General features: G+C 54.9%; 27 protein-coding genes, 1 tRNA gene and 2 pseudogenes. 7 read left to right on the forward strand and 23 right to left on the reverse strand.

The window, feature by feature from the left end:
* Nucleotides 1-26: 26 nt before the first annotated feature.
* Entirely contained in the window at nucleotides 27-359 is a 333-nt protein-coding gene (locus M7R55_RS11595; protein WP_298220728.1) for a DUF167 domain-containing protein, read from the reverse strand.
* Between the two features lie 26 nt (nucleotides 360-385).
* Nucleotides 386-2290, reverse strand: coding sequence for an ATP-binding cassette domain-containing protein (locus tag M7R55_RS11600; protein ID WP_298220730.1), 1905 nt, complete (start codon nucleotides 2288-2290; stop codon nucleotides 386-388).
* A gap of 482 nt (nucleotides 2291-2772) precedes the next feature.
* Here M7R55_RS11600 and M7R55_RS11605 point away from each other — a divergent pair, with 482 nt between their 5' ends.
* From M7R55_RS11605 to recC, 5 genes are all read left to right on the forward strand, one after another.
* A complete protein-coding gene (locus M7R55_RS11605; RefSeq protein WP_298220732.1) occupies nucleotides 2773-4296 on the forward strand; it encodes a redoxin family protein in 1524 nt (507 codons plus the stop codon).
* Nucleotides 4293-5459 (forward strand): elongation factor P maturation arginine rhamnosyltransferase EarP, encoded by a 1167-nt coding sequence (gene earP, locus M7R55_RS11610; RefSeq protein ID WP_298220734.1) that lies wholly within the window; start codon nucleotides 4293-4295, stop codon nucleotides 5457-5459. The genes M7R55_RS11605 and earP overlap by 4 nt, the downstream gene beginning before the upstream one ends.
* Nucleotides 5460-5676: 217 nt before the next feature.
* Nucleotides 5677-6246: an elongation factor P gene (gene efp, locus M7R55_RS11615; RefSeq protein WP_298220735.1), complete on the forward strand. Its 570-nt coding sequence runs from the start codon at nucleotides 5677-5679 to the stop codon at nucleotides 6244-6246.
* A 127-nt stretch (nucleotides 6247-6373) separates the two neighbouring features.
* A complete protein-coding gene (locus tag M7R55_RS11620; protein WP_298220737.1) occupies nucleotides 6374-7402 on the forward strand; it encodes a diguanylate cyclase in 1029 nt (342 codons plus the stop codon).
* Nucleotides 7403-7643: 241 nt separating this feature from the next.
* Nucleotides 7644-11198 (forward strand): exodeoxyribonuclease V subunit gamma, encoded by a 3555-nt coding sequence (recC, locus tag M7R55_RS11625; RefSeq protein ID WP_298220739.1) that lies wholly within the window; start codon nucleotides 7644-7646, stop codon nucleotides 11196-11198.
* 257 nt (nucleotides 11199-11455) lie between these two features.
* Here recC and pal read toward each other — a convergent pair whose 3' ends face one another.
* The gene (gene pal / locus M7R55_RS11630; protein ID WP_298220741.1) at nucleotides 11456-11986 is read right to left on the reverse strand and encodes a peptidoglycan-associated lipoprotein Pal; all 531 of its coding nucleotides are present in this window, start codon (nucleotides 11984-11986) and stop codon (nucleotides 11456-11458) included.
* A 235-nt stretch (nucleotides 11987-12221) separates the two neighbouring features.
* On the opposite strand from pal, the gene M7R55_RS11635 reads away from it, so the two are divergent.
* Nucleotides 12222-12311, forward strand: a tRNA-Ser gene (locus tag M7R55_RS11635).
* 409 nt (nucleotides 12312-12720) lie between these two features.
* On the opposite strand, the gene M7R55_RS11640 is transcribed toward M7R55_RS11635, so the two are convergent.
* The 15 genes and pseudogenes from M7R55_RS11640 to M7R55_RS11695 form a co-directional block, all read right to left on the reverse strand.
* Entirely contained in the window at nucleotides 12721-13149 is a 429-nt protein-coding gene (locus tag M7R55_RS11640; protein ID WP_298220743.1) for a DUF5681 domain-containing protein, read from the reverse strand.
* Nucleotides 13133-13282 carry a hypothetical protein gene (locus M7R55_RS11645; RefSeq protein WP_298220745.1) on the reverse strand — a complete coding sequence of 50 codons (150 nt, stop codon included), beginning with the start codon at nucleotides 13280-13282 and terminating at the stop codon, nucleotides 13133-13135. Before M7R55_RS11645 ends, M7R55_RS11640 begins: the two co-directional genes overlap by 17 nt.
* Before the next feature lie 51 nt (nucleotides 13283-13333).
* Nucleotides 13334-13849, reverse strand: a complete 516-nt coding sequence (locus M7R55_RS11650; RefSeq protein ID WP_298220747.1) for a hypothetical protein — start codon at nucleotides 13847-13849, stop codon at nucleotides 13334-13336.
* A complete protein-coding gene (locus tag M7R55_RS11655) occupies nucleotides 13849-14016 on the reverse strand; it encodes a hypothetical protein (RefSeq protein ID WP_298220749.1) in 168 nt (55 codons plus the stop codon). Before M7R55_RS11655 ends, M7R55_RS11650 begins: the two co-directional genes overlap by 1 nt.
* A 482-nt stretch (nucleotides 14017-14498) precedes the next feature.
* A complete protein-coding gene (locus M7R55_RS11660; protein WP_298220751.1) occupies nucleotides 14499-16583 on the reverse strand; it encodes an AAA family ATPase in 2085 nt (694 codons plus the stop codon).
* The gene (locus M7R55_RS12295) at nucleotides 16580-16828 is read right to left on the reverse strand and encodes a helix-turn-helix domain-containing protein (protein WP_366881189.1); all 249 of its coding nucleotides are present in this window, start codon (nucleotides 16826-16828) and stop codon (nucleotides 16580-16582) included. Before M7R55_RS12295 ends, M7R55_RS11660 begins: the two co-directional genes overlap by 4 nt.
* The gene (locus M7R55_RS11665; protein ID WP_298220753.1) at nucleotides 16825-17001 is read right to left on the reverse strand and encodes a hypothetical protein; all 177 of its coding nucleotides are present in this window, start codon (nucleotides 16999-17001) and stop codon (nucleotides 16825-16827) included. Before M7R55_RS11665 ends, M7R55_RS12295 begins: the two co-directional genes overlap by 4 nt.
* On the reverse strand, nucleotides 16998-17177 hold the full coding sequence (locus M7R55_RS11670; protein WP_298220755.1) for an AlpA family transcriptional regulator: 180 nt from the start codon (nucleotides 17175-17177) through the stop codon (nucleotides 16998-17000). Before M7R55_RS11670 ends, M7R55_RS11665 begins: the two co-directional genes overlap by 4 nt.
* Before the next feature lie 139 nt (nucleotides 17178-17316).
* On the reverse strand, nucleotides 17317-17949 hold the full coding sequence (locus M7R55_RS11675) for a hypothetical protein (protein WP_298220757.1): 633 nt from the start codon (nucleotides 17947-17949) through the stop codon (nucleotides 17317-17319).
* Nucleotides 17946-19235, reverse strand: a complete 1290-nt coding sequence (locus M7R55_RS11680; RefSeq protein WP_298220759.1) for an integrase arm-type DNA-binding domain-containing protein — start codon at nucleotides 19233-19235, stop codon at nucleotides 17946-17948. Before M7R55_RS11680 ends, M7R55_RS11675 begins: the two co-directional genes overlap by 4 nt.
* A gap of 691 nt (nucleotides 19236-19926) precedes the next feature.
* A complete protein-coding gene (locus M7R55_RS12300; RefSeq protein WP_366881190.1) occupies nucleotides 19927-20073 on the reverse strand; it encodes a hypothetical protein in 147 nt (48 codons plus the stop codon).
* 395 nt (nucleotides 20074-20468) lie between these two features.
* Entirely contained in the window at nucleotides 20469-21374 is a 906-nt protein-coding gene (locus tag M7R55_RS11685; protein WP_298220761.1) for a hypothetical protein, read from the reverse strand.
* Nucleotides 21375-21434: 60 nt separating this feature from the next.
* Nucleotides 21435-22064 carry a hypothetical protein gene (locus M7R55_RS11690; protein WP_298220764.1) on the reverse strand — a complete coding sequence of 210 codons (630 nt, stop codon included), beginning with the start codon at nucleotides 22062-22064 and terminating at the stop codon, nucleotides 21435-21437.
* Nucleotides 22065-22170: 106 nt separating this feature from the next.
* Nucleotides 22171-22398, reverse strand: a complete 228-nt coding sequence (locus M7R55_RS12305; protein WP_366881191.1) for a hypothetical protein — start codon at nucleotides 22396-22398, stop codon at nucleotides 22171-22173.
* Nucleotides 22358-23674 (reverse strand): annotated as a pseudogene (locus tag M7R55_RS11695) (hypothetical protein); the annotation flags it as partial. The pseudogene M7R55_RS11695 and the gene M7R55_RS12305, both read right to left, overlap by 41 nt.
* 382 nt (nucleotides 23675-24056) lie before the next feature.
* Here M7R55_RS11695 and M7R55_RS11700 point away from each other — a divergent pair.
* The gene (locus M7R55_RS11700) at nucleotides 24057-24815 is read left to right on the forward strand and encodes a GntR family transcriptional regulator (protein ID WP_298220769.1); all 759 of its coding nucleotides are present in this window, start codon (nucleotides 24057-24059) and stop codon (nucleotides 24813-24815) included.
* On the opposite strand, the gene M7R55_RS11705 is transcribed toward M7R55_RS11700, so the two are convergent.
* The 5 genes and pseudogenes from M7R55_RS11705 to M7R55_RS11725 form a co-directional block, all read right to left on the reverse strand.
* The gene (locus M7R55_RS11705; RefSeq protein WP_298220771.1) at nucleotides 24799-25755 is read right to left on the reverse strand and encodes a ribokinase; all 957 of its coding nucleotides are present in this window, start codon (nucleotides 25753-25755) and stop codon (nucleotides 24799-24801) included. The genes M7R55_RS11700 and M7R55_RS11705 overlap by 17 nt on opposite strands.
* Nucleotides 25756-25766: 11 nt before the next feature.
* On the reverse strand, nucleotides 25767-26036 hold the full coding sequence (locus tag M7R55_RS11710; RefSeq protein WP_298220773.1) for a SemiSWEET transporter: 270 nt from the start codon (nucleotides 26034-26036) through the stop codon (nucleotides 25767-25769).
* 90 nt (nucleotides 26037-26126) lie between these two features.
* Entirely contained in the window at nucleotides 26127-26330 is a 204-nt protein-coding gene (locus M7R55_RS11715) for a hypothetical protein (RefSeq protein ID WP_298220776.1), read from the reverse strand.
* A pseudogene (locus M7R55_RS11720) lies at nucleotides 26314-26459 on the reverse strand (IS481 family transposase); the annotation flags it as partial. The gene M7R55_RS11715 and the pseudogene M7R55_RS11720, both read right to left, overlap by 17 nt.
* Before the next feature lie 24 nt (nucleotides 26460-26483).
* Nucleotides 26484-26700: hypothetical protein (locus M7R55_RS11725; RefSeq protein ID WP_298220774.1), on the reverse strand; the 217-nt coding region annotated here is incomplete at its 5' end.

Below are 26700 nucleotides of genomic sequence, written 5' to 3' on the forward strand. Positions count from 1 at the left end.
CAAGCCTCGGATGAACCACCCGTTGCCTATCCCTGCAGGGCTTGCCGCAGCAGGTTTTCCGCCTCGGATGAACCGGCTTTCGGCGTTGGGGGCCAATGGACGATGACCTCCTTATCCCGACTGGTTTCTCCACGACGGATACCCACCCGGTTTTTGGCCACCGAAAAGGTCTTGGCAACAAAGGCGATCACCGCCTGATTGGCCTTGCCGTCGATGGGTGGCGTTGTCAGATACAGTTTGATCCGATCACCGATGACCTCGCCCCAGGCATTACGACTGGCTCTGGGCCGCACCTTGAGCCGCAGGATCAGACGGTCATCCTGCCATTGAAAAAAATCCGATTCTAGTGTGGCATTCATTTTATGTTGGCTCACGCCACACTAAATCACTCTGTCGCTCGCGCTTCCAGATCGCTCCAGCGATCCATCAACCGCGCCAGTTCGTCGTCAATTGCGGCCATACGCGATAGAACGGGCGCGGTCTTGTCGTCGGGCTGCTCATAGAATGCCGGATCACTCATTTGCGCGGTAAGCTCCGCCTGTTCATTTTCCAATGCGGCGATTTTTTCCGGCAAGGCCGCCAGTTCGTGCCGTTCCTTGAAGCTCAGGCCTTCTTTCTTTGAGGCGTTGACCAAGTTCACGCCGGCTACGGCATTGGAGGCTGGTTTCGATGTTGAGGCGCTTTGCTGAGCATTCTCCCGATCTCGAATAGCCAGCCAATCCTCGTAGGTTCCAACCACTTCACGCACACGCCCTTCGCCTTCGAACACCAGCAAGCTGGTGACGACATTGTCGAGGAATGCCCGGTCATGGCTCACGACCAATAAGGTGCCGTCGAAGTCCAGCAGCACCTGTTCCAGCACTTCCAATGTTTCAAGATCAAGATCATTGGTGGGTTCATCGAGCACCAGTAAGTTAGCCGACTGCGCGAACAGCCGCGCCAACAGCAGGCGATTGCGCTCCCCACCAGAGAGAGACTCGACCTTGGTGCGCGCACGTTCCGGCGTAAACAGGAATTTCTGCAAGTAACCGATGCCGTGCATGTTTTGGCCGTGAACATCAATGCGGTCACCACCGTCGCAAACATTCTGCAAGGCCGTCCAGTCAGGACGCAATTGCGCGCGATGCTGGTCGAAGTACGCGACCTGCAACTGGCTGCCTTGTCGGGCGGTGCCGCTATCCGGTTGAATTTCTCCGAGAATCAGCTTGATCAGCGTACTTTTACCCACGCCGTTCGGGCCGACCAGACCGATCCGATCGCCACGCAGGATGCGCAAGCTGAAGTCCTTCAGGATGGTCTTGCCATTGTAGGTTTTATTGATGTGCTCACCATCGAACACGATTTTCCCGGAAGTCCGTGCGCTGGCGACCGCGACCTCTACCTTGCCCTGCTTGTTCACGCGGGCGGCCCGTTCTTCCCGCAAGGCCTCCAGGCGTCGTACCCGGCCTTCGTTGCGCGTGCGTCGGGCTTTGACGCCCTGACGAATCCACACTTCCTCCTCGGCCAGGAATTTGTCGAATTCGGCGTTCTGTATTTGTTCGGCGTGTTCACGCTCTTCGACCCGACGCAGATAGTTCTGATAATCGCCCGGCCAGGATGTGAGCTGCCCGCGATCGAGCTCCAGGATGCGGTTGGCCAGATTTTGCAGGAAGGATCGGTCGTGGGTGATGAAGATAACCGCGCCGAAAAAGCTGCGGATCAAGCCTTCCAGCCATTCGATACTGGCGATATCCAGATGGTTGGTTGGCTCGTCGAGGAGCAGTACATCGGGCTGCACTACCAGCGCCTGCGCGAGCAGCACCCGGCGTTTCGCCCCGCCGGACAATGATTTGACCGAGGCATCGGGATCAAGATCAAGGCGCGTGATGACCTCGTCGATCCGCTGCGCCACCGACCACCCATCGACCGCCTCGATCTGCTGTTGCAGACGCGCCATTTCATCCATCACCGAATCATCGCCCGCACCGAGCTTTTCGATACAGGCATGATAGGCCGTCAGTGTGGCTTCAATGCCCCCCAAGGCTTCGGCCACCGTGGCATACACGCTCGCAGTCGAATCCATCTGCGGGTCTTGTTGCAAATACGCAATGCGCGCGCCGGGCTCAAGGCGCACCTCGCCCTCATCGGCACGGACGATACCGGCCAGAATCTTCATGAAGGTCGATTTGCCCATGCCATTGCGCCCGATCAGGGCGATGCGCTCTCCGGGTTCCACAGTCAGCCCCACATGATCGAGCAGGACGCGGGTACCCAGGGCAAAATGTAAACGCTCGACGGTAAGTAATGGCATGGAACAATCTGACTTTCAGCAAAATGGGGGCATATTGTACGGCCTTGCTGCCAAGAAGGGCGAATTCGGCCCCGTACTTGCCAAAAACCTCCGGGAGCGGATGTTCATTTCGCGTTCAATACAATCACTATTGGAATACTGAGGAAATGAATTGGCAGGAAGGGTTTAGGGAACCTCTGATTGAATCCCTCGTGAGCCGAGTTGCTGATCCAAAAGCCGCAAAACGAGGCAGAGGCCGCAGGTCGTAGTTTACGCTACGATGCCAAGGCCGATAATGAAGTGTTGCGGCTTTTGGGCGGCAACCCGCACGGGACGGGCTTTTGAGGGCGATTCGCCGTGTTGCGCCGCTCACGAATGGAATAACCATTCGTTTCGCGCCGCGCCTTGCGACTCATCCCTCAAAAGCCCGTCTCGGTCACGAAGGATTCAATCAGAGGTTCCTTAGGTCTATGCTGTGTATCTCTGCAGCTCGAGGAAGGACCATGTCCAGTTTTTGGCTTCGTTTTCAACCCCGTATTCGCGCCATTTTCCTGCCAATTTTGGCCCTGCCTTTTGTGGCACTCATGTTGTGGTTTATGCCACCTGCCGCCAAGGCCGCGGGTTATCCACCCTTCCCTGCCGACGCCAGCTGGTTCAATGTGAGTCGCCCGCTGACATCGGCTGATTTGCAAGGGCGCGTGGTTCTGCTCGATTTCTTTACGCCCGGCTGCATCAACTGCATTCACATGATCCCCATTCAACAGCAACTCAAGCAGAAGTTCGGCGACGATCTGCTGGTTGTTGGCGTCACCTCACCGAAGTTCTCGGCATCAAGGCAAGCGGATAACATGACGCCCTTCCTGCGACGCTTTCATATTGACGAGCCGGTGTTCATCGATGCAAACATGACGTGGTGGAAACACTACGGTGTGTTCGCCTGGCCGACGATGCTGCTGCTCAGCCCGAAAGGCAAGGTGCTGCACAGTTTCATCGGCGAACGGCCCTACGCAGACATGGTTCCCGTTGTCGAAGCGGCAGTCGATGGTGCCCGTAAGGCACTCGCACTCACTCATCCGAAGCTGCCTCTGAAACCATTGAATGCCGACAATCACTTTTTTGTCCTGCCGACCAAAATTGCCGTTGGAGGGCAACATATCGCCATCAGCGATACCGGCCATGACCAGATACGTATCTTCGACCGTACCGGCAAACTGATGGCCACCATCGGCAATGGCAAAACGGGTTTCGCCGATGGCAGTTTTGCTGTGGCTGAATTCGATCGTCCTCAAGGACTCGCCTGGCTGGACAACGATCTATACGTGGCCGATACCGATAACCAGCGGATTCGGCGCATCGATTTTTCCAGCCAAACCGTCAGCACCGTGGCGGGTAACGGTCAGCGTGCTTTTCTCAACGAAGTGAACTCATCCGCCTTGGATACGGCACTGAATTCACCCTGGGGGCTTGAAGCTGCGGGTGGGGATTTGTTCATTGCCATGGCAGGCGATCATGCCGTCTGGCGCTACGATCCCAAAACGCGAAAACTCGAAGTGTATGCCGGCACAGGGGACGAAGGGCTGCACGATGGCGAGCGCCTGCTGGCCCAATTCGCCCAATCGAGCGGATTGGCCTACCACGATCACAATTTATACGTGGCCGATCCCGAATCCTCTTCCATTCGGCAAATCAACATGCCGACCAGCCTGGTCATCACGCTGGTCGGCAAGGGATTGTTCAACTTCGGTGATCGCGGCGGTGCGGCCGATCAGGCGCAGTTGCAGCATCCACAAGGCCTGGCTTATCTGAATGGCGCGTTGTATATCGCCGACACATTCAATAATGCCATCCGTAAGCTCGACCTCGACACCCTACAAGTCACCACCGTTGCAAAAAATCTGGCACAACCGAATGGGCTGGCCGTGTTGAACGATCACAACCTTCTGATTGCCGACACCTACCATGATCGAATCGCCGCCTTGAACCTGGATAACGGCGCGATCACCGACTGGCCGCCAACACCAAAATGACGACAGCTTTACCCGTTGCCGATTGCCCCGGAGCCGATTGGGATATTTTTTGCCGCGTTATCGACAACTACGGCGACATTGCCGTGAGTTGGCGACTGGCGCGGATACTGACGGAAGATCACCGGCAGGTAGTCCGGCTTTGGGTCGATGACCTGAACGCACTCGTGCATCTGGTACCGGAAGTCGACCCAACCTGTTTGCAACAAAGCCACTACGGAATCACGATCATTCACTGGACCGACGCACCAGTAACCACACCACCCGCCCGATTCGTGATTGAAGCGTTCGGCTGCGCCCTACCGGAAGACTATCTACAGCACATGCCCGAACAGACCGTCGCCTGGTTCAATCTGGAATATTTCAGTGCCGAACGCTGGATCAGTGATTATCACGGCCGGTTCTCGCCACAGCCCAATGGCTTGCAAAAGCTATTCGTGTTCCCGAGTACACGCCCCGATTCCGGCGGGTTGCTCTGTGAGGCGAATCTGTTCCGGGCGCGTGATCACTTTGTTCATTCAGAGCAAACGACTTGGGCGCATGAATGGCACATCCCGCTGCCAAACGGTCTATCGCTGCTTTTATTCGGCTATGAAAACCGGGCGATTGGCGACCTGATTGACGATCTCGCTCAAACCACTACCGAGGCCGTCACCATCTATCTACCGGAAGGCCGCCTGCTTACCAGCGCACGCGAGCACCTCCGCTATCCCGAACTCATGGCAGGCGACCAGATTCAACGCGGAACGGTGACACTGCATGTGCTGCCATTCCTGCCGCAGGCGCAATTCGATCGACTGCTGTGGTTGTGCGACATTCTGTTCGTGCGCGGGGAAGATTCGCTCGTGCGCGCCCTCTGGGCAGGCAAGCCGTTCATCTGGCAGATTTACCCCACCGACGATCAGGCGCACTGGGAAAAACTGGATGCCCTGCTGGATACCTGCCGCGGTGACCTCCCTGCGCCTGCGTTCAACGCCTGGCGGACCTTGACGCATGACTGGAACCGGCAGCGACTCGCGCCCGAAAGCTGGCAGAACTTCATCGAACACCATGCCATTCTGGCCTCGGCCGCAGAAAAAAACCGGCTCACGCTCGCCGGTCAAACAGAACTCTCCAACTGGCTGGTCAAAACCGCATATGAGCGGTTACAATGCCGCACCAATTAATCTAAGGAAACTCTGCACTAAGCCATCCATGGCTTCGCGCAGAAACGCACAAGCCGGTCTTGTGCTCCGCATTTCAATGACTTACGTCATTGAGCGGCTGGGCATCCATGCCCTGCACGGTAAGGTCTGCATTTGTGCAGACCTTACCTAAGGCATGGTTTTTCAGGCCTTTTTCAATTATTTGTCAAACCTCATACAAGCACACTGGGTAGTTTCCATGAAAACCGCACAAGAATTTCGCGCCGGCAACGTCATTATGGTCGGCAAAGACCCTATGGTCATTTTGAAAGCCGAATTCAACAAATCCGGCCGTAACTCGGCTGTTGTCAAAATGAAGATGAAAAACCTGCTCACCGGCAGCAGCACCGAATCGGTGTTCAAGGCAGATGACAAGTTCGACCAGGTCATTCTCGATAAAAAGGAATGCACCTTCAGCTACTTCACCGATCCACTGTATGTCTTCATGGATTCCGAATTCAATTCGTACGAAATTGAAGCGGAAAACATGGGCGACACCATCAAATACATCGTCGATGGCATGACTGATCCCTGCGAAGTGGTGTTCTATAACGACAAGCCAATCTCCGTTGAATTGCCGACCATCATCGTCCGTGAAATCGCCTATACCGAACCGGCCGCTCGTGGCGACACCTCCGGCAAGGTCATGAAGGACGCCAAGCTGACCAATGGTCATGAAATCCAGGTCGCCTCGTTCATCGAGATCGGCGAAAACGTGGAAATCGACACACGGACCGGCGAATTCCGCCGCCGCGCTTCCGCCGCCTGATTTCCGATTCATAACCAGCCTTTTCAAGGCGGGCTAAAAGAAAAACCGCAGCCAACGTGCTGCGGTTTTTTTATGGCTTCAATTTTGCTTAGGACTAATTGGGTTTGTGGAGGAGGAACCCTCAACCATGCAAGAGCCACTTAATCTACGTGATTCCGATATCGTTCTGTTGTCCATATTGGCCCGTGAAACCAACCTGCCCCACTTTTTCCACATAGCGGCAAACGCGGCAGCAAAAATCGTCGGCGCCGATGGTGCCGGCCTTATTCTTCCTGAAGGAGAAAAATTAAAGTATCGCTTTTTCGAAGGCTTACCACCGCAATTTGTTGCATTGTCTCAACATGCGTTTGATCGTAGCACGGGTGTTGCCGGAGCCGCTCTGGCGCAAAACCACCCTCTATTTATCGAGGATTATCCCAATAGCGACTTGGCTCTACCCCATTTTGTCGAATCCGGCTTGAAGGCCAGCCTGAGTATTCCCATTCGCATTAGCGACCAAATTGAAGCAGTGCTTGCACTGTCGTGGTTCAAACCCGTCGCGCAACCACTGTCCATGCGCCAACTCAGCCTGGCGACACTCTTCGGCGATTTCATCGGGACCGCCCTGTATCGCGACAAGATCGAGCAGCATCTCAACCGGTTGGCGCACAGTGATCCACTCACCGGCTTGCCGAATCGCGCCGGTTTTTATCCGTTACTGGATCAGGCGATACTCCGTGCTCAGGATGGGGATCGGCACGTGGCATTGGCCATCATCGACATCGATCACTTCAAGACCGTCAACGACACACTGGGTCACGAATTCGGCGACCGCCTGCTGATGGAAATCAGCAGCCGGCTGGCGGAAGCCTTGCACCGCGAAGACAAGATTGCCCGTTTGGGCGGTGATGAAATCGCCATACTGATCGAGTCGGCACGACACTTAAAAGATCTTCAGGATATCGTTCGCCGTTTATCGCAGGCGCTTTATCTGCGCATTGGGCGAGATGGCGAATATGTACGCATTTCCGGCAGCATCGGCGTCTGCGAGATTCATCCGAAGGAAACACGCAATCAGAATGCCCTGATGTGCGCCGCCGACTCGGCCATGTATCAGGCCAAACGCGCAGGTGGGAACTGCGCGGTATTCTCAGCCCCGCCGCAACCGGATTTCTAAGGAATCTCTGCACGAATCCATCCATGGCTTCGTGCAGAAGCACTCGTGTCGGTGCACGCCCGGCACGAGTGCCGCAATTCAATGACTTACGTCATTGTGCGGCAGGGCATCCATGCCCTGCACGGGAAGGTCTGCATTTGTGCAGACCTTCCCTAAAACGGAATAACTCACGGACGAGGTGCGCGGCACAGACTGAGGCGACAGGTTAGAATACCCCTTTGTCGTTCACCCGCGGTATGCCATGCCCCCATCGGCCACACTCATTACGGATGAGATTACCCCCGGTTTCCTGCTGATGCAGGGCAACCGGCTGGAACTGTTGCAGCAGGTACTGATCGACTGGCTCAAAAGGCATCCGCTGGCCCCGCTGGAGAACGAAACCTTTCTGGTGCAGAGCAATGGCATGGCTCAATGGCTGCGCCTCGGCTTGGCTCGCCCACGCGCTGCTCAAGATGGCGGATTGGGCATAGCGACCGGCATCGAAATGATCCTTCCTGCCCGCTTGCAATGGCAATGTTATCGAGCGGTACTGGGTACCGACTACGTCCCAACCGAAGCGCCACTGGATAAGGACAAGCTGGTATGGCGCCTGATGCGGTTACTCCCGAATCTCATCGATACGCCCTCCTTCCTACCGTTGCGCCACTACATAGTCACCGATCAGCGGCCCGATGACCGTCGCCTGTTTCAATTGGCACTGCGCGTTGCCGATCAGTTCGACCAGTATCAGGTGTACCGTGCGGATTGGCTGCGCCACTGGCAGGAAGGCCATGATGACCTCCCCGCGCACGAAACACGCCTACCAGACGAACAACGCTGGCAGCCGCCGCTGTGGCGCGCTTTGCTGGCAGACATTCGCGAACAACAGGACGCCCGAGGCAGCATCGAATTCGCGGCAGGACGCGCAGACCTCCACGCCGCTTTCCGAAAAGCCGCATTGGAACAAAAGGCGCGCCCGGAAGGCCTGCCCCGGCGGATTGTCGTGTTTGGACTGTCGTCGATTGCGCCACAGGTTCTGGACGTTCTTGCGGTCGCATCGCGCTGGTCACAGGTGATTGTCTGCTTCCTGAATCCCTGTGAATATTATTGGAGCGACATCATCGACGGACACCAGTTGTTCGCACAACGCTACCAAGACCAGAGGCCCTGCAAACCCACACCGGATCAAACCGCACACGCGCACCCTCTGCTGGCCGCCTGGGGGCGACAGGGGCGCGATCTGATGCGCCTTTTGGATCAATTCGAGGAAAATGCTCAGCTCGCCGCCAACCCATTGACACTCACGCCCTTCGAATCACCGGTTGGCGACTCGGCAAAATCCTCACTGCTGACGCTCATTCAGGATGACATCCTCAAGCTACGCACCCCGGATGAACTCCGCGCACTGAATCGTCGCCTGGAACCTGGTCAGGATCACTCACTGCGATTTCACATCGCGCACAGCCCATTGCGTGAAGTCGAGATTCTGCACGACCAGTTACTCGCGGCATTCGAAGCCGATACGTCGCTCAAACCGACGGACATCATCGTGATGGTGCCGGACATGAGCCTGTACGCTCCGGCCATTTCCGCCATTTTCGGGCGATTCGGCCGTGATGATCCGCAACACATACCCTTCAGCATTGCGGATCAGGCGGCTTCGGGTCAGGTCGCTCTGATCAATGCACTCGAACAGATACTGAACCTGCCGACGTCACGCTTACTTCGAAGCGAACTGCTCGATCTGCTGGGCAGCCCTCTGCTGCTTGCCCGGTTCGGAATTGCAGAAACGGATTTACCCACCCTGCATGACTGGATCGATTCGGCAGGCATTCGCTGGGGGCTGGATGCCCGGCATCGTGAAGCGTTTGGCGTGCCACCGGGGATGGAGCAGAACACCTGGGCATTCGGACTGAATCGGCTCCTACTCGGCTATTTGAGTGGTGACGAAAACGCGATATGGGAAGGAATAGAACCCCACCCCGTCATGGATGGCACCGGCGCGGAGCTGGTCGGCAAACTGGCACAATTGGTCGAGCAACTCGACAAGTACACCCACCGCCTGACCGAAAAATACACGCCAACAGAATGGGTTGTGCACTTACGCCGACTGATGGCCAATTTTTTCTCTATCTCTGATACCCAAAATCATCAGGATTCACCCGAAATCCAGATTGAAATGGATACGCTGGCGCGCCTGCACAACGAGCTCGATCTATGGCTGGCCGACTGCATCGCGGCTGGATTCGAAAATGCAATCGACATCGAAACCGTTCGGCATGCTTGGCTCAATCGCCTTGAGCCACACCGCCTGCATCAACGGTTCATTGTCGGCGGCGTCAATTTCGCCACCCTGATGCCGATGCGCGCCATTCCCTATCGGCACATCTACCTTCTGGGCATGGACGACGCGAACTATCCACGGCGCCAGACACCTAACGATTTCGATCTCATGAACGGCCGCTACCGCCCGGGCGATCGCGCCCGGCGCGAGGACGACCGCTACCTATTCCTCGAAGCCTTGCTGGCCGCAAGGGAGCGGTTATCGATCAGCTGGGTCGGTCGCAACATCAACAACAACAAGATTCGCCCGGCTTCCGTGCTCGTCAGCCAGCTGCGCGACTATCTCGATCAATTCTGGGCAGTGCCAGAGCCCCATTCCTGCAGCGAGATTCAGACTACCGAACATCCGCTACACCCCTTCAGCCGCCGTTATTTTTCGGCAGATAACTCGGATCTGTTCACCTATGCCAATGACTGGCGAGCCGTGCACGACAACGCTCAAGATACTCCAAAGACCGAGCTACCAATCTGGCTGCCCGAAGAGCCCCTTACTCTGAATGCATTAAGCGATTTTCTGCGTACGCCTGCACAAACGTTGCTCACAAACCGGTTTGGCGTCTATCTAAGACCCACCGCGACCGAACTGGAAGATCACGAACCTTTCGAATTGGATGGCCTGCAACGCTGGCAACTCAAAAAAGAGATCAACGACCGCGTGCGTCACCAACTCGCTACACAAGCGCACACAACAAGCCAAATGACGACACCCACGATCGAACACATCAGCGCGCTCATCTCGACGCAATATCGTCAGGCACGACTCAGCGGGCGATTGCCCATTGTCAGCCCCGCATTCGAGCAAAGCGAACTTCTGCCGTTGATCGACCAATGGCAACGCTGGCTTGAATTAAACCTGCGATTCCAGCAAACCGCAGCTGCACCAGCCGTGCAGCGCATCGAAAGTGATTGCGGCATCCGGCTCGAAGCATCGGTAGTAGACGTGTTCTCATCAGAATCATCGATTCAGAATGACACCAAAGCGCGACTTATTTTCATCGAAGGTGCGCTCCACAAGGGAGAAGATATCCAGTGGCACAAATGCGTTGCCCAGTGGCCGGCTCATCTGCTCGCCCAGCTTACGCATGGATCGGTCGAAACCTATCTAATCGGCGAAACGGGCACCTTGTACTTCACACCCATCGAAACTGAAATGGCAAAACAACATCTACTGACCCTGCTCGACGCCTGGTTTGACGCCGTGCAGGCCCCCTCCCCGCTAGTCTGCAAAACCGCGTTCTGCTTGCTGGCACAAGAAATGACTCCGGAAAATACAGACTCCGCGCTGAAAAAAGCCAGAGAATGCTACGAAGGCAATATGAAGGTTCCGGGAGAAGTCACGAACAGCCCGGCACTCGCCCGTATCTGGCCAGACTTCCCGACACTCATGAACGGCCACAGCTTTTCCAAAGCCCTATTCACCGAATTGAGCCAGATTATCTACGCGCCCATCAAACAAGCCATCGAATCCCGTTAACAGGCTGCTGAAAAACTCATTTCAGCAAACTGTTATTGCGGGAGATGGACGTCCTGCGCGCAAATCAATCACGTAAGTGATTGATTTATCGCTAACGAATACGGGCGTGTACCGGATTCGTTAGGGCTGAAAAACTCAAGGATGAGTTTTTCAGCATCCTGTTAAGGCACAACCTCCAATCCAAGCGGGCACAAAAAAGCCACCTTAAAAGGTGGCTCTTCTCAAACCTCAGTCCGTCAAACGACGGAACGGATCACTTACTTGCCGTAAGCCAGATCAGCGCGGCGGTTTTTCGCCCAGGCAGCTTCGTTGTTGCCTTCAACAGCCGGACGCTCTTCGCCGTAGCTAACTACGTCCACCTGAGCAGGAGCAACACCATCGGCAAGCAGAATGTCACGCACCGCTATAGCACGCTTCTCGCCCAGCGCGATATTGTATTCACGGCTGCCACGGTTATCGGTATTGCCTTCAACCAAAACATGACGCTGCGTATTTTCCTTCAGGAAATCGCCATTCTGCTGCAGCATCGGACGATAAGAAGGATCAACATTGTACTTATCGAAACCGAAGTACACCGTTGCTGCCTCACCTTTGGGCGCGTTTGAATACAGCACAGATTCGTCCGTTCCCGAACCGCTCACGCCAGAAGTTTCAGCACCCGTTGCGCCAGCTTGACCGGCACCAGCCGGCTTAGTCGGCGTGGAACTGCACGCTGACAAAGATAATGCCAAAATACCCATAGAAACAGCCACTAAAGCACGCATGAGAAACACCTCGATCAAAAACATCAAAAAACCACGTGATCAATAACAATAAAGTCACCTGAACAATCTACCATAAAGTATTTTTTTGCTCTTAGGAGAATGATCATGGACCAGTATCCAAAAAACAACACTCATGTTCGCATCTAATCGTAGAGTCCCGGGTGATTGTATTGACATGAGGCGTTGGCCTTTGTTTGTTGCCCGAAGAAGAAAAAAATTGACATCCAGTCGACATTTATACAGAATTCGCACCCTTCGCGGAGGGTTGGCAGAGCGGTTGAATGCACCGGTCTTGAAAACCGGCAAGGGTTTATCCCCTTCCAGGGTTCGAATCCCTGATCCTCCGCCACAAAATCAAATAAGCCTATGTTTTGCATAGGTTTTTTTATTGGCCTTTTTTGGTACGTTTCTTAATACGCTCCATAGTAAAAACGCTTGATTGTTCCAAGGTGCTACTAACCGGCAAAAAACCCGGCATTTTTTAGCCGGGCTGGGTGGCGCGTGTTGCGGTTCTCGTTGCGCATCGCGCCCCGACGTGCCAAATGCCGTCGCGCAAGGGCTTCGCAGAATCGGGCCATCCATGATTGATAGTAAAAATCTATCAGGCATGATCCTTGCTATTTATTTGCATTAATCGTGCCATCGTGTTTTTGATAGATAGCGGCTATCAATGCCGAAAATTGAGGGGGGGTCGGCGGATCGTCGAGTGGTCGAGGCAATAAAAAACCCGACGCTTGGCCGGGCTTGGTGTGGTCTGATTAGACCCCGTCATACGGTAATGTCTCAAAGGCGGCTATATGGTCGTTTTCTGGCTCGTCCAATCGGCTGAACTGTGCGATTGCGTTCAGGAGAACGGCTGCATCGCGAACGTCGACTAACCCACTCATCGCGCCGTCAATAAGCGCCTTGGCTAATCCCTGCGGTGAACGATCTTCTGGCTGTGCCAGCTGCAAGGGCTGTGCGCGTGGTTTTAACGGTGGGACTGTTCTATCTAAAATCATCCTACATGCCGCCATATCGCCATCAAGTGCGGCCTGCATGACGATTTTCAAGACTTCCGGCGCGCCTTGGTCGATCTGCTGGCGTAGTTCCGTCTTCCCAAGGCTGGGTCTGCCTCCTGGATTGCCCGATTCTCCTTTCTTCCAGCGGCCTTTGCTTTTTACTTGAGAATCAAGAGCTGTGCTCATCGGTCAGTTCCCCTTGGTTGCGTAGCCGATCCTCTGCCACCTCCCGCAAAATGGCCTCAATCCAATCAAGGCGCTTGTCGATTGCCTGAAGCTCGGTTTCGAATGATGATGGTTTATTTCGCTGCTCTTTCATGGTTAGTCCTCTTTGTGACGGGGTACCCGTTGCCGTGCACCCTGTTTTTTGTTACCGCACTTGATGCGTGAAGGTACGCCCTACAGAATTTAGCGGCCTTTTGAATTGATCGCTCTTGCGCATCAAAACGATCTCAAGGTCTTGATTAGGCACGCCTTTTTGCGTGATTCGCTGGGCTGTTTGTGATGCAAAGTGGTGAACGTTTCCATTGGCTGCATAGACCTCACCGCAAGCGGCCTGCCAAGTGCCGATCTTGGCGCGAAGGCTGGCAAGGTCTGTTTCAATCTCTTGCGCTAACTTATCGGCGATTTCAGCTTTTAATTCAACGGTTTGAACCAATTCTGCCAGATGCTCGGCGTTGCTCGTTTTGCGCTTTTCGGCTTCAATGCTGGCCTTGGCTGCTCGAATCTCATTTTCGAGGTCTTGGGCTTGCTGGGCTGCCTGAATCTGGGCTTGAATCTCTGCGATTTTCTCCGGGTCAATTGCTTGGCCGGTAGCTGCGGCTTCATGAATCAAGGCCATGCGTTTTTTATTCAAAGTTTCAAAAGTAGCTGCCAAGGTAGTCATTATTTTTTCTCCGTTTGGGGTTTGCCATATCGGGCGTGGATTATTTTCAGGCTTGCGTTTTCTGACTGTTTAGCAAGTCTCGCTTGGTCTTCAAACGCAACTTGAATAAGCGCTTTTCTAAATTCGGCTGGGGTCATGTCTCGAGCGTTTGGTGGTGCGGTGGTCATTTATTAACTCCAATCAATTAAAATCAGTTTTAGGTCATTTTAGCCGGTCTATAGGGCTTCGTTATTCTCTTGCTTGGTTATCTCCTTAAAATTGATTATAAACGGTTTGCTGCGATTATGATTGAAAGCCCCCGCTGATAATCCGCGCTCTCTTTTTCGGTCAGCTGGCGATTAGGCGGCGCGGGTGCCCAAACGATCTCTAATCGGCGCATTTTCCCTTGCGCTGATCTTTTAATAAAAGCCTTGCACTGGAACGAATCGCCTACGTTAAATCTGATTTTCTTCATAAAAACCCTCAAAGTGTTAAGTCATTTTTAGCCGGGCTGTTTTTTGTGGCTCTACCCCCCCCTCTAAAACCAAAAAATATAAAGAAACCAATAAAACCAAAGAAACCAGAGAAACCAACAAAACCAAAGAAACCTTATTCTGACGCGGTTTGTTCGGTTTCTCCGGTTTTTCGGTTTTTTAGACAGGGGGGGGTATTACTCGGTTTTTTCTAGAATTTGCCCGTAATGAAGCTCGTAAATGTGGCGATTGTCTGCCCCGCGCTTCATGCGCCACTGTTTGCCCGGTTCGAGCGCCCCGCCTTCGTAGGCGTCCAGTACCTTCGCAAGTCTTGGCCTCGATAGCCCACAATGGTTTTTTGCCTCATCTAGCAAAACAGTTCGGCTAACAAAACCTAATCGTATCGCCTCGGAAAGGGCTTCAATCGCTGGCTGATCTCTTAGCCGGGCTTCCTGCTGGTCACGCTCTTGTGCGGCCTTTTGCACGGTTTGGTCGTCAAGTGATTCGACTGAATCGACTAGCTGGCGGTAACTTAACCCACGCTCTACGCTATAACTGTAGGCAGCTTTCTTGGCAACATCCCCCCGCGCTTTTAGGTTTTCAAATAGAACCGTTTTCTGGCCGGGGATCATGCCGATCTCGTCCAGCAAATAGACGCAATCCGCATCATCGATAATGTCTGAAGTGCCACCCGCGATAACCTTGCCCTCGGCATCCCTGTTTTTGTTTGTGTGCGCTAATAAAACCATGCTGCCTCCCGCCTGAGTAAATGCCCGCGCTGTGGTCATAAATTCAGATGCGTTTGTTTTATCCATGAGATCGGTAAATTTTTTCAAGGTGTCCAAAACAATGATTTTCCCGCTGGCGGTTCCTTGCCGTGCCATTAGCTTTAGATACTCGGCAAAATGTTTAGTATTAAAACCATTTTCACCCGGTGCCAGCATGTTGAACCCGTAAAGCTCGGCTAATTCAAGTTTTGAAACTAGCCCCCGGAATGTGTCATCTGCATTTACATAAAAAACATCGCCCGCATTAATCCTGCCCGATTTAATGGCCTCGATAATTAAGCTAATCGTGATTAGTGTTTTACCTGTGTTTGGCTTTGCATAAATCGCTGTTAGCTGCCCTAAAATCGCAATTTCACCCATAATAAAAACCTCTTCTAGCATTTTCTGGCGCATTGATTCGGCGCTGCCATTTAGTGAGAACCGCCCTAGGTCGAAAGGCTGTGAGTCCTCGTTTAGCCGGGCTTGTGCCTCTTGTGAGCGCGTCAGCTCAAAGGCGGCTATCTGGCCTCGCGTGTCGGCTTGCTCCCGCATGTAGTCGCGCTGGCGCTGCTTTTGGCCTTCTTGGTCAAGCTCCTGTGATAGCGTTCGGACGGCCTCGGCCATGTCGCCACCGAATCGCAGGATTAGCAACAAATCAAAGGCATCGTGTGCGGTACCGTCTGCTAATGGGTCGCTGGCTTGGCTGTGGTGCGAGTAAACGCGCTCCTTGGAATCGTCGCCGGTCAAGATATGCACGCCCGCAATGCCCGTTGTGCTGCCCGGTGCTATAAACTTTTTGCCGCGCTGTGTGTAGCCCGCCCCGGTCAGAATATCGCGCACTTGATAGGCGGAATTTGTTAGGTCGATAACGCTACCAGCTCGGCTAAAATCGCCATTGCGCCGCTGATTGATTGGCGCTGCCCTTGCCGTGGCTTCTTGCTTGGCTTGGTGAGCCTCAAAGGCTGCGAGACACTCTTTAGCAAACGGGCTGCTTTCTGGGTCGATTGCCGGGCGGTCTGTGCGGTCGATCACTTCATAAGGCGCTGATTCGTCAACCTTATTCGGTACATAACAAATTTGATTCAGCCGGGCTTGTGCTGGGTCTGTTTTGAATTTCAGAGCGGCGCCAAGTGCCAAGGGCGCGTATTGCTCGGCAAAAACAGCCCGGCTAAATGGAATAACAGCCTTCCAGCGACCAGCTGGCGGCTCGGCGCCCTTGGGCTGCTGGTGACTGGATGATGTAAACGCCAAATAACCGCCCGCATCAGCAAGAATCATCTTTAATGCTGTGGCTGATAGGTTGCCCTCGTCAAAATCCAAAATCAGGGCGCTAAATTGGGCTTGTTCGGCGTCCTGCTTGGTTTTCCCTTGGCCGTCATGCGGCGCAAAAACGGGCGCGGTTGCCTTCGCTCCAATGCGAGGCGTTTTAGCCATGCTTGCGAGGTCGTTCACTGAAATATGACTAAACCCGCTTGTCTGGCTGTGATTTTCTGCAAATAAGAATCGAGCGGTCATACGCCACCCCCGAGATAAACATACCGGGCGCATCGTGGGTGCTTGCGGCCTTGGTCATCTGTTTGGGTTTCGCGAATTGTTGCGATTTGACAGCCCCGTTCGCGTAGCTCTTTGATGCGCGGCGCTGGCTGCATGACATTTAAATCACGGCGTGCCTGAATCGTTGTAATCCCGCCGGGGGTCGATTTCAGAGCGGTTAAAAGCCTGGCGCGTTGGCTGGCTGTCGATATGTCTTGAGTGTTCATCGTGAACCCCCCTGCTTTTCGGCTTTGGGGTCATCCAATAACACGCAATAGGCACCCATCAGCCAATCAATTTGGCGGCGCAAATCGTTTAGCAATTCTGCTCTAGTTTTGTTATGATTCTCGTTAGCTGCCATGCTAACGTCTTGATTCGAAAGGGTCGAGGCGTTTTTCATTTTGCGGCCTCCTCGAATTTTTCGACTGCCGCTTGTGTCCAGCGGGTCGAGCCTGCCGCTAATTTGACCGGCTTCGCTAGTCGGTTTTCACGAACCCAACGCCAAATGGTTTGCCGGGTAACTTGGTACCTTTCGGCCAGTGCCTTGTCAGAGAAAAAAACTGTTTGTGGTTGCATGATTTCGCTTGCTCCTAGTTGGTACAGGGTCAGTAAAAACAAGCGAAAAATCGGCGGCTATTTAATGTCTTTTTTTGTCCGATTTAGGGCAATAAAAAACCCGCACAAAGCGGGCTAATATCTAACTCATCTAATTGTTTTACCAAGTCTTTTTTGTTCTCCGATTCACTGAACCATACGTTAATTCGCGGGGTGTCGATTTTAGGTATGCGCTGATAACTTCCGGCTTGGCGGTAGTCTGCCCCTGCAGGCGCATCTTGTGCGCGAAGGTGTCTAGCTCCCTTTGAATCGCCTGCCAATCAGCGCCTGAACCCGCTCTCCTGCCGCGCGGGCTGCCTTTCGGCTGGGTAGCCTGCCAGCGTGCCAGCTCCGGCCTAAAAACCCATAGCTGATTTATTCCAATCGACAAGGGAATGCCGTCCCACGAATCAATCAGGAAATATCCGCACTCGTCGAGGCTTTGGCCGGGGTGCGAATCATGCGGGAATAGCACGCGCGGGGTAACGTTCCCGACTGATCTAATTTGCTGCAAATCGTCGGCCTTCAGCCTGAAAAAACCTTTAGCCGGGCTTGTTTGCGGGTCTGCCGCATAGCAAAAGGTTTGCCCGTTGTCCGTGCGGCATTCATAGCGCGTGGCGTTAACGCCCGAGATAAGCGCCCCGGCTCCAAGCGAATGAAACGCGGCGAAGTCTAAAACGTCCTGCTCTGATCGTTGCAAAATCTTAGCGGCTTCGGTGATCGTCAAGAATGGTGATTGTGTTTCGATCTTCATGCGCGGCGCTCCCCAATGGCGATTACATTGCTTTTGGTTTGTTGCCCGTGTTCGCAGTAGTGCGCCCAATCGGTCATCAGTTGGCGGCGCTTCTCAATCAAACCGTCACGGGCATAAGCGGCGCGGGTCAGGTCGTTGCTGATATGCGCTAGGGCAAGCTCTGAAACTTCATCATCAAAGGCGGTCAGGTTTCGCGCCCAATCTTTGAAGCTCGATCTAAACCCGTGCGCGGTGACTTGCTGCCCCATGCGCTTCAATACGCTCGATAAAAAGTTATTCGATGCAATCGCGCCACCCGCGCCGGGGAATATCAGCGCGGCATCATCGCCACGGGCAAGCCCGGCTAAAACCTTCATGGCGGCGTCAGACAATGGTACTTGATGCGCACGGCCTGCCTTCATGCGCTCGGCGGGTATCGTCCAGAGGCGCTTGTCTGTGTCGATCTCGCCCCATGTTGCGCCGGGCTTATGGATGCGCTTATCGCCAACGCCTTCATTGGTGCGGGTGGCGGTCAGAATCGTAAACTCAAGGGCACGGGCGGCTAATCCGTCACGCTGGCGCAATTCGGCCATGAATGCGGGCACGTCAGCAAACGGCATGGCCTCGTGATGCTTCACTTTCTGAATTTTGCCCGGTGCGGCGTAAATCTGGTCTAGGTAGTTCGTCCAGCGGGCGGGGTTTTCGCCGGTGCGGTATTGGTGAATCGTTGCCCAACCTAAAATATTTTCGATGCGCCCACGCACGCGGTTTGCCGTTTCGTTGATGCGCTCCCAAATCGGGTCTAGCACGGCTTTGATATGGGTCAGCTCAATATCTCGCACGGGCACGCCACCAATGATCGGGAAGGCGTAGGCGGTCAGGCTGCTTGTCCATTGTTCGGCTTGGCGCGGGTTCTTAAACTCTTTGGCCTTCATCTCGATATAGCGGCGGGCGGCATCTTCAAAGGTGATGGTCTGCCGCTGCGAATCAATCAAGGCACGCCGGGCGGCGCGTTTGGTTTCGATAGGGTCTAGCCCTAGCTCGATCTGGTCTTTAACGGCTTGCGCTTTGGTGCGGGCGTCAGCTAGTGATACATCAGGGAAGCCACCAAGCCCAATGCTTCGGCGCTTTTCACCTACGTAGGTGCGCAGTAACCAAGATTTAGCCCCGCTGGGTGTTATCTGGAGCATAAGCCCCGATACGCCACCGACGCGGTGCATGGTGTTATACGGTACGCCTTCGGCATTCGTGTTCACTGTGAGGCGTTTAACCTCGATAGCGGTCAGTTCCTTGGCTAATCTGGGCATGTTTTCTAAGCTCCTTCCTACGTACCATAGAAAATAAAGCTAGATAATACGCCTTGCGCCCGCCTGTTACAACGTTTTTGGTGCGTAGATTGGATGAATCAATGGCTTGCGAAAATAAAGCCTATAGATTCAATCGCTTATAACCGACGTTGGCGGGCTGATCCTCCGCCACTAAATCAAATAAACCTAAGTTTCTCATGGGTTCTAATTCGTTAATTTTTGTACGTTTCTTTAAGTACGCGCCATAATAAAAGCGCTAGGTTGTCCCGCAGAGCTACAACAAAAGAGCGCGGTGTTATACCCCTACCCTCACTCGAAATGAGAGATTGGCTTACCGTAGAATGAACCGTAGGATCGGCGTGGGCGTTGGCGGGCTGGCGGCAATACCGACACCATCGGCGGGTGGTGAAAGTGGTCCCGCATTCTGTGGCTTGTGACCGGGTAACAATCTGTACCCCTATACGCAAAGTTACCGCATTGGGGGTATTGTGCGTATTCTGCATAGTATGGGGGCGTTTCTAAATACACCCCCAAAATGGCACGCCAGATCATTAGGGCGCATCCTGCAAATCCCGCCTTACGATCACCCTCGGTGACGGTGGACGCTTGCTCCGGTGCGCTATTGGTCATCGGGGCATCGCTGCCGTGCGCCTGCCCCATCCACGACGACCCAATGCCTCATAGCATGGCCCTACGGCGTGATCTTATGAATCTCGTTGTTGTCCGCATCCGCTACAAAAACATTGTCACTGGCATCGGTGGCTATCCTAGCGGGGTTATTAAAACGGGTGGCCGAGCCGGTACTATCGGCTGAGCCTGAGGTGGCGGAGCCCGTCAATGGTCGTCATCACGCGGGTTTTTGTCATCAATGGTGCCAAGGTTTGCGAAAAGCAAGTAAGGCGCATACATGTGCTGATTCCGCATTTAACTCAACTATCGATTGACGGATTGGCTCAAACTTCTAAGCTTATGACGGATTGGCTCAAACTTCTAAGCTTATGATTCGTGGGAACCAAAGTGGCGGAAGGATGTGGCATCGCCTAACTCCTGCTCGGTACAACAACCAATTATGCAATACCCATTCATTTCCTAAATAGCGGGCTACCACGATGAATATCCTCTTTTTCGAGGATATCAAGAGCCACTTTCCGAGAAAATCTATGCGGTGACCGCCTGTGCCCATTCCCCCGATCGTGCCGGTAACGATCGGGGGAATCTGGTTGTGAGCGATGTTTACCAGCCCACGCTCACGCTGCCGTGCACGGCTGTGCAGCCGCCGGTCGAAGTGGCCGCGCCGATTGAGGCAACGATGGGATGGGCTTCCCCATAATTGAACCGATGGGCGTATTGCAACGCCACCGCCGACTGACCGCCATACGAACCGGCCCCCGCTGTCATACTGTTGCCCGAGGTGCCGAAACTCGGTACAGAGCCAGCAAGCGCGACCGCCGAGGCAATGCCTCGGTTGGCGCGGGAATCGGCCTCGTTCAGCGTATTGGCATTGGCACCGTTGAGTTGATCGAGATTCACCGCATCCGTTCCTTGCGTGCCGGGCGCGACATGGGTGATTTGGCGGGTCAAGCCAACCGCGGCATCACCCACGCTCACACTGTTGTCGCGATTGGCGACCGAGCCTTGACCGAGCGCCACCGAATTGCTGCCACTGGCCGTGGTGTTTGCGCCCAATGCGACCGAGTTATTGCCGTTGGCAATGGCGTTGTTGCCCACCGCGGTCGTCGGGTCGGCATTGGCCTGAGCACCTGCACCGATGGCGACCGAGCCAGCGTAACTGGCGCGGGCATTGGTGCCCAGTGCCAACGTGTCATCACCGTTCGCCGTGGCTCCATTTCCCTGCGCGATGGCATTAGCGCCTTCTGCTTTGGCCTGAACCCCACATTGCAAGCCGCCGCTGACTACCATGCAGGTACCAAGTTTGCCGTTCACAAGTGCATTGATTCTAACCTCGTGGGCAGCAATATTGCCGGTATTGGTCGCAATACCCGCGGCGTTGGTCGCAACCTGTTGGTTTGTGGCATCCAACTGACTACCGTTGACGGCGTCCGTACTGGTCGAACTCAGAGTGCCGGGCGCCACGTAGATGATTTTGCGTTTTTGTGTGCCATTGCCCACGCTAAGCACATTGGCTTCTCCGCCGTCATCACTGCCCGAGCCCAATGCGACCGAGTTATTGCCCGTTGATTACGTACCAGTACCAATGGCAATCGAATTGCCGCCATTGGCGGTGGTGGAGGTATTATCAAAGCTGCCCGAAACCACACCTGTCGAGGCGCCGATGGCGATATTGCCCGAAGATTGGCTCGTGCTGTTGTTAGTGGGTGCCAGTGCGCCAACGGCAATATCGCCATTGCCACTGGCCGTACTGCTGTCGCCGCTGGCCGTGCTGCTGTCGCCTCTGGCCGTGCTGTTGGCTCCTATGGCCGTGCTGCTAGCCCCGGTGGCCGTGCTGTAATCCCCACTGGCCGTGCTGCCTGCCCCGGTGGCCGTGCTGTTGGCCACTATGGCCATGCTGCCTGCCCCGGTGGCCGTGCTGCCGGCCCCGCTGGCCGTGCTGTTGGCCCCGCTGGCCGTGCTGCTGTCCCCGGTGGCCGTGCTGCTGTCCCTGCTGGCAAAGCTGTTGACCCCGCTGGCCGTGCTGTTATCCCCGCTGGCTATGCTGCCTGGACCAACCGAAACACTGCTGAAGCCCGTGGCGCTGCCGCCGTCTAACGAACCCGGCCACGCCGGGGTGGCCGGAAGCAGCAGAGCGGCAGCCAAGGCGGCTGCCAACGGGTTTAGTGTGCGGTATGGGGTGGTGTGTGATGTGTTCATCTGCTATCTCCATGCTGTGTGTGAAAGCGAAAAAAGAAACAACTCGTGCTATTGCCATCAGGGCATCGCTACCGTGCGCCTGCCCCATCCACGTTGACCCAATGCCTTACTGCGTGATCTTGCGAATCTCGTTGTTGCCGTAGTCCGCCACATAAACATTGCCACTGGCATCGGTGACGACCCCCAAAGGGGCCATGAAAACGGGCCGCCGCGCCGCTGCCATCGGCTGAGCCGAAGGCGGTGGAACCCGCCAGGGTGGTGACCACACCGGCCGGGCTGATCTTGCGAATCTCGTTGTTGTACGAATCCCCCACATAGACATTGCCACTGGCATCGGTGGCGACCCCTAAGGGGTGATTAAAACTCGCGGCCGCGCCGGTACCATCGGCTGAGCCAGCGGTGGTGGAACCCGCCAGTGTCGTCACCACGCCGGCCGGGCTGATCTTGCGAATCTCGTGGTTGCCCGTATCCGCCACATAGACATTGCCACTGGCATCGGTGGCGACCCCAGCGGGGCCATGAAAACGGGCCGCCGCGCCGGTACCATCGGCAGAGCCTGGGGCGGTGAAACCCGCCAGGGTGGTGACCACGCCGGCCGGGCTGATCTTGCGAATCTCGTGGTTGACCGCATCCGCCACATAGACATTGCCACTGGCATCGGTCGCGACCCCTTCGGGGGAATTAAAACTCGCGGCCGCGCCGGTACCATCGGCTGAGCCAGCTGTGGTGGAACCCGCCAGCGTCGTCACCACACCGGCCGGGCTGATCTTGCGAATCTCGTTGTTGGCCGAATCCGCCACATAAACATTGCCACTGGCATCGGTCGCGACCCCTGCGGGGGAATTAAAACTCGCGGCCGCGCCGGTGCCATCGGCTGAGCCTGCTGTGGTGGAACCGGCGAAGGTGCTGACGAGGCCGTGCGTAATGCAATTTACCGCCACATTGGTGATATTGCTGCTGGCCATGGTGCCGCTGCCGCTCGTGACCGAACAGGTTTGACCGGCGGGCTGAGCAGATACCGTAACTGCATAGCTTGCGCCGGTGGCCAGGGCGGTGGCAAAGGTGAAGGGGCCATCGGCGGTGACTACCAGTGTGTCGCCACTGTTGTCCTGCACGGTCACCGATTGATCGGTCGCGAGACCGGTGACATTGCCGCCGACCGTATAGGTTGCCGACGGTGGTGGTGCATTGTTGACACAACTCACCGCCACATTGGTGATATTGCTGCTGGCGATGGTGCCGCTGCCGCTCGTGACCGAACAGGTTTGACCAGTGGGTTGTTGCCCGATGGTGACGTGATACACCTCCCCACTGGCCAGGGCAGTCAGAAAGGTGTAATTGCCATTGGCATTTACCGTCAGATTGTCGCCCTCGTTATTGAGCAACACGACCCAAGTGCCTGCGGCCAGACCCGAAACGCTCCCGCCAATGGTGTACGTGGCGGGTGTCGGGGTTGGTGTCGGTTTAGGGGTTGGTTTAGGGGTTGGTTTATGGATTGGTGTAGGGATTGGTGTAGGCGAGGATCCACAGCCCCCTCCACACGCGGCTAAGCCTAAGGTGAGTGACAGCAGCAGGCTGGTGCTGGCTAAATGCAATGACTGTTGTTTCATGCTCAAAGACCTTATGTTGTGTGGGAAGACGAAAAGAAATCGTGCGCAATTTAATGGTATGTGGCTCAAAGCCTGAAGTTGTTACGGATTTAATGGTATTATATACTTAGCTATTATGCAATACCATTTTTTTGTTTGGACTTTGTTTTTTTCGAATTAGGTGAATGCTTTGCAGCAGCTATCTTCAGGCGTACCGGTAGGCAAGATAATCGCAGCACATCCTGCAGGTTTTTGAACTGCATGGCATTGGTGCGGTCTACCATGGTAGCGGCTGGTGGATGCAGGGCTTAATTTAATGTTTGGTTCGAATTTATCTTGAAGCGTAGGCGTGATGTCGAGATACGAAAACTTTGCAACAGCTATTTTTTAGGAGAATGGAAAGATGTCATATGCGATTGACGATTTAAGTTTGGATCGTCTGTCGGCGGAGCCATTTTGGCAGCAATTGTTTTTGCAGTTGGAGCGCATGATTGTTTCCGGCGATATTCCTGCCGGAGTCAGTCTGCCTTCCGAGCGCGAGCTGGCTGAATCTATTGGGGTTAGCCGGGTTACAGTGAAACGCGCCTATGATGAACTGCGCAAGGCGCGGCGGCTGGCCGGGCGTGGACGCTCAGGCAGTGTGGTACAAGCCGTGCCTCAGGTCAGTCCGGTGATGGGACAGCTTAAGGGCTTTACGCAAGAAATGCGTGAACTTGGGCGCGAGGCAAGTAGCCGTGTCGAGGCAATTAAGGTGGTTCAGGATCGGAAGATGGCTTCAGTGTTCGGCTTGCCGTCGAATGCTGAGTTTTTGCATCTGGTACGGGTGCGCTGTGCGGACGGCGTACCCATGACGCGCGAAGATGCGTGGTACGCACTGCACCTTGCGCCCGCGCTGGCTGATTGGGATGGGCAGGGCTCAGCTTATGGGCTGATTGAACAGAATCTTGGTGAGCGGCTTGGTGAAGCTGAGCAGTCCATTGAGGCCATAATGAGTTCAGACAAGGAAATGCGGGTGTTTGGCTTTGCGTCGCCTCAACCTTGTCTGTTGCTCAAGCGCAAAACCTATACAGCGCAGCAGGGTGCACGGCGGGCGTTGGTGGAGTACGTCGAGGGCTGTTTTCGCGGTGATGCGTATATCTACCGGCTCAAGCTGACGCTTTGAACCACGTGTACGCATCATCCGCTGAGGGCAGGACTTCGATCACACCACGCTTTGCTGCAACATGCGCTCCGCAGTAGTTACCCCAGCGCAGCGCTTCGATAAGAGGCTGTTTTTGCAGGCTGGCCCAGAGGTAACCGCAGCTGAATGCGTCGCCTGCGCCGGTGCTGTCTACGCAGGTGATGATGGGGGCGTGAGAATGGATGAATGTGCTGTCCGCCTCTGCCTCGGGTCGGACGAGTGCTAGGCTGCCGCGTGATCCCAAGGTAATAACGATACGTTGCAGGGTTATCCAATCGCTCCAGATGCTGGCAAGGGCGCACTCCCAGATTTCAGGCTCTGCCGGTGGTGCGTTCCTAGGATGGTTTGCGAGCTGCGCAGCCTCGGTTTCATTGACAATCAGGGTGTGCGTGGTGCGTTTTAGGGCGGCATCCGGTTCTTGCCAGGGCGATGGATTGAGTACGGTCGGCACACCGTGGGCATGGGCGAGGGCAAATGCCGACACAATCACGGGCATGGCTGTTTCAAATTGTGCATTTACCATGCTGGCGGAACATAGATCAGCGCGAGCCTGCTCGATATGTGTTGCATCGAGCAAGGCGTTTGCACCAGGAAAAATGCTGATGAAACTCTGTCCATCTGGGGTGATGAGCCCCGCACCATGCCCCGAGGGGCTTTCCATGCGGTGCACATTCCGGGTGCTGATTCCTTCGCTGTGCAGCAGATTCAAGGCGGCTTCGCCTGCATGGTCGTTGCCACAGCCTAGAAGCACTTCAATGCGTGCGCCCAGACGCGCCATCCCCACGGCGACATTCAGACCCTTGCCGCCAAGCTCAAGGCGCAGGGCACTGGCCTGAATTGACTCCCCTGCACGAGGCATACGCTCCACCCACCAGCAGAAGGTTTGCATCAGGCTTCCGAGAATGAAAATTTGGGCAGGCATGGGTTCTGGTTTTATGCCATGCCGGTGCGGCCAAAGCGTATTTTCATAACCGTAATGCTCCCCGTCAGTAGCACCATGGCCGAGTTGGCAACGATAATGGGAACATCACCTTTGATCCATCCATACACAAGCCAGAGGGCAAGCCCCACGGTGATGATGATGTAGGTGGGCAGCGAGATGCCGCTGACATCACGCGTTTTCCATGTTCGCCAAACCTGTGGCAAGAAAGACAGTGTGGTAAAGCCTGTGGCAATAAAACCGAGGATATCGACGGATGTCATGAAATTATGAGTGTTTTTACTGAGGTTAAGGGTAAGTTGAGCGTACCTGTGCTGGTTGTAACGGTCAACAAAACTTGGACGGTGCATTAGTCACGTTGCCAGGACGGGGACGATCTTCAGCGAGCCACCGAAGAGCTGGCCATGATTTTTCGAGAAGTCGCGACGCAACAAGAGCGTATCAAGCTCCTTCAGGACGAAATCTCCGCCGCCCACAACGAGCGCAACGACCGCCGCCTGTTTATTTTGACGGCAGTCACCGTTGTGGCACTGCCAGACAGACCGCCAAAAGCTCATTCAATGGCAGCAGCAGGGATTGGCGTGGATACACCACGGCTCTTGAGCTGGCGTCAGTGTGGTTTGCAACCAGTGAGCCTTGAGGGAGCGATCCGTCGTGCAGAATCGCTGCTTCCATTTGTACACGGTACCATTTCATGGATCTGGACTGTTTTATTCGGATTGAGGTGGGGCCTTGCAGCAGCTATCTTGAGGCGTGAAGGTAGGCAAGATAATCGCAGCGCATTCGGCGAGGGTGTACAAATAACTGTGTAACTGGTTATCTGCGACTAACGAGAAGGAGGAGAACCAATGACCATTACCCAGAAGAAGACCGATGCCCTGCTCGACGAGCTTCTGAAAGGCTGCCGCACGCCGCAAGACATACTGG

This window comes from Halothiobacillus sp., from assembly GCF_027346185.1.
Classification (GTDB): domain Bacteria; phylum Pseudomonadota; class Gammaproteobacteria; order Halothiobacillales; family Halothiobacillaceae; genus Halothiobacillus.

Excerpts from the sequence above, each read along its gene's own strand:
- pal (WP_298220741.1), bottom strand. The coding sequence starts at position 11,986 with ATGTTTTTGATCGAGGTGTTTCTCATGCGTGCTTTAGTGGCTGTTTCT.
- M7R55_RS12295 (WP_366881189.1), bottom strand. The coding sequence starts at position 16,828 with ATGAACACTCAAGACATATCGACAGCCAGCCAACGCGCCAGGCTTTTA.
- M7R55_RS11600 (WP_298220730.1), bottom strand. The coding sequence starts at position 2,290 with ATGCCATTACTTACCGTCGAGCGTTTACATTTTGCCCTGGGTACCCGC.
- earP (WP_298220734.1), top strand. The coding sequence starts at position 4,293 with ATGACGACAGCTTTACCCGTTGCCGATTGCCCCGGAGCCGATTGGGAT.
- M7R55_RS12305 (WP_366881191.1), bottom strand. The coding sequence starts at position 22,398 with ATGCCAGTGGCAATGTCTATGTGGGGGATTCGTACAACAACGAGATTC.
- efp (WP_298220735.1), top strand. The coding sequence starts at position 5,677 with ATGAAAACCGCACAAGAATTTCGCGCCGGCAACGTCATTATGGTCGGC.
- M7R55_RS11690 (WP_298220764.1), bottom strand. The coding sequence starts at position 22,064 with ATGAACACATCACACACCACCCCATACCGCACACTAAACCCGTTGGCA.
- M7R55_RS11675 (WP_298220757.1), bottom strand. The coding sequence starts at position 17,949 with ATGAAGATCGAAACACAATCACCATTCTTGACGATCACCGAAGCCGCT.
- M7R55_RS11665 (WP_298220753.1), bottom strand. The coding sequence starts at position 17,001 with ATGAAAAACGCCTCGACCCTTTCGAATCAAGACGTTAGCATGGCAGCT.
- M7R55_RS11655 (WP_298220749.1), bottom strand. The coding sequence starts at position 14,016 with ATGACCACCGCACCACCAAACGCTCGAGACATGACCCCAGCCGAATTT.
- M7R55_RS11645 (WP_298220745.1), bottom strand. The coding sequence starts at position 13,282 with ATGAAAGAGCAGCGAAATAAACCATCATCATTCGAAACCGAGCTTCAG.
- M7R55_RS11605 (WP_298220732.1), top strand. The coding sequence starts at position 2,773 with ATGTCCAGTTTTTGGCTTCGTTTTCAACCCCGTATTCGCGCCATTTTC.
- M7R55_RS11660 (WP_298220751.1), bottom strand. The coding sequence starts at position 16,583 with ATGACCGCTCGATTCTTATTTGCAGAAAATCACAGCCAGACAAGCGGG.
- M7R55_RS11595 (WP_298220728.1), bottom strand. The coding sequence starts at position 359 with ATGAATGCCACACTAGAATCGGATTTTTTTCAATGGCAGGATGACCGT.
- M7R55_RS11650 (WP_298220747.1), bottom strand. The coding sequence starts at position 13,849 with ATGACTACCTTGGCAGCTACTTTTGAAACTTTGAATAAAAAACGCATG.
- M7R55_RS11670 (WP_298220755.1), bottom strand. The coding sequence starts at position 17,177 with ATGCAACCACAAACAGTTTTTTTCTCTGACAAGGCACTGGCCGAAAGG.
- M7R55_RS11680 (WP_298220759.1), bottom strand. The coding sequence starts at position 19,235 with ATGCCCAGATTAGCCAAGGAACTGACCGCTATCGAGGTTAAACGCCTC.
- M7R55_RS11715 (WP_298220776.1), bottom strand. The coding sequence starts at position 26,330 with ATGAGCTTTTGGCGGTCTGTCTGGCAGTGCCACAACGGTGACTGCCGT.
- M7R55_RS11620 (WP_298220737.1), top strand. The coding sequence starts at position 6,374 with ATGCAAGAGCCACTTAATCTACGTGATTCCGATATCGTTCTGTTGTCC.
- M7R55_RS11710 (WP_298220773.1), bottom strand. The coding sequence starts at position 26,036 with ATGACATCCGTCGATATCCTCGGTTTTATTGCCACAGGCTTTACCACA.
- M7R55_RS11640 (WP_298220743.1), bottom strand. The coding sequence starts at position 13,149 with ATGAGCACAGCTCTTGATTCTCAAGTAAAAAGCAAAGGCCGCTGGAAG.
- recC (WP_298220739.1), top strand. The coding sequence starts at position 7,644 with ATGCCCCCATCGGCCACACTCATTACGGATGAGATTACCCCCGGTTTC.
- M7R55_RS11700 (WP_298220769.1), top strand. The coding sequence starts at position 24,057 with ATGTCATATGCGATTGACGATTTAAGTTTGGATCGTCTGTCGGCGGAG.
- M7R55_RS11705 (WP_298220771.1), bottom strand. The coding sequence starts at position 25,755 with ATGCCTGCCCAAATTTTCATTCTCGGAAGCCTGATGCAAACCTTCTGC.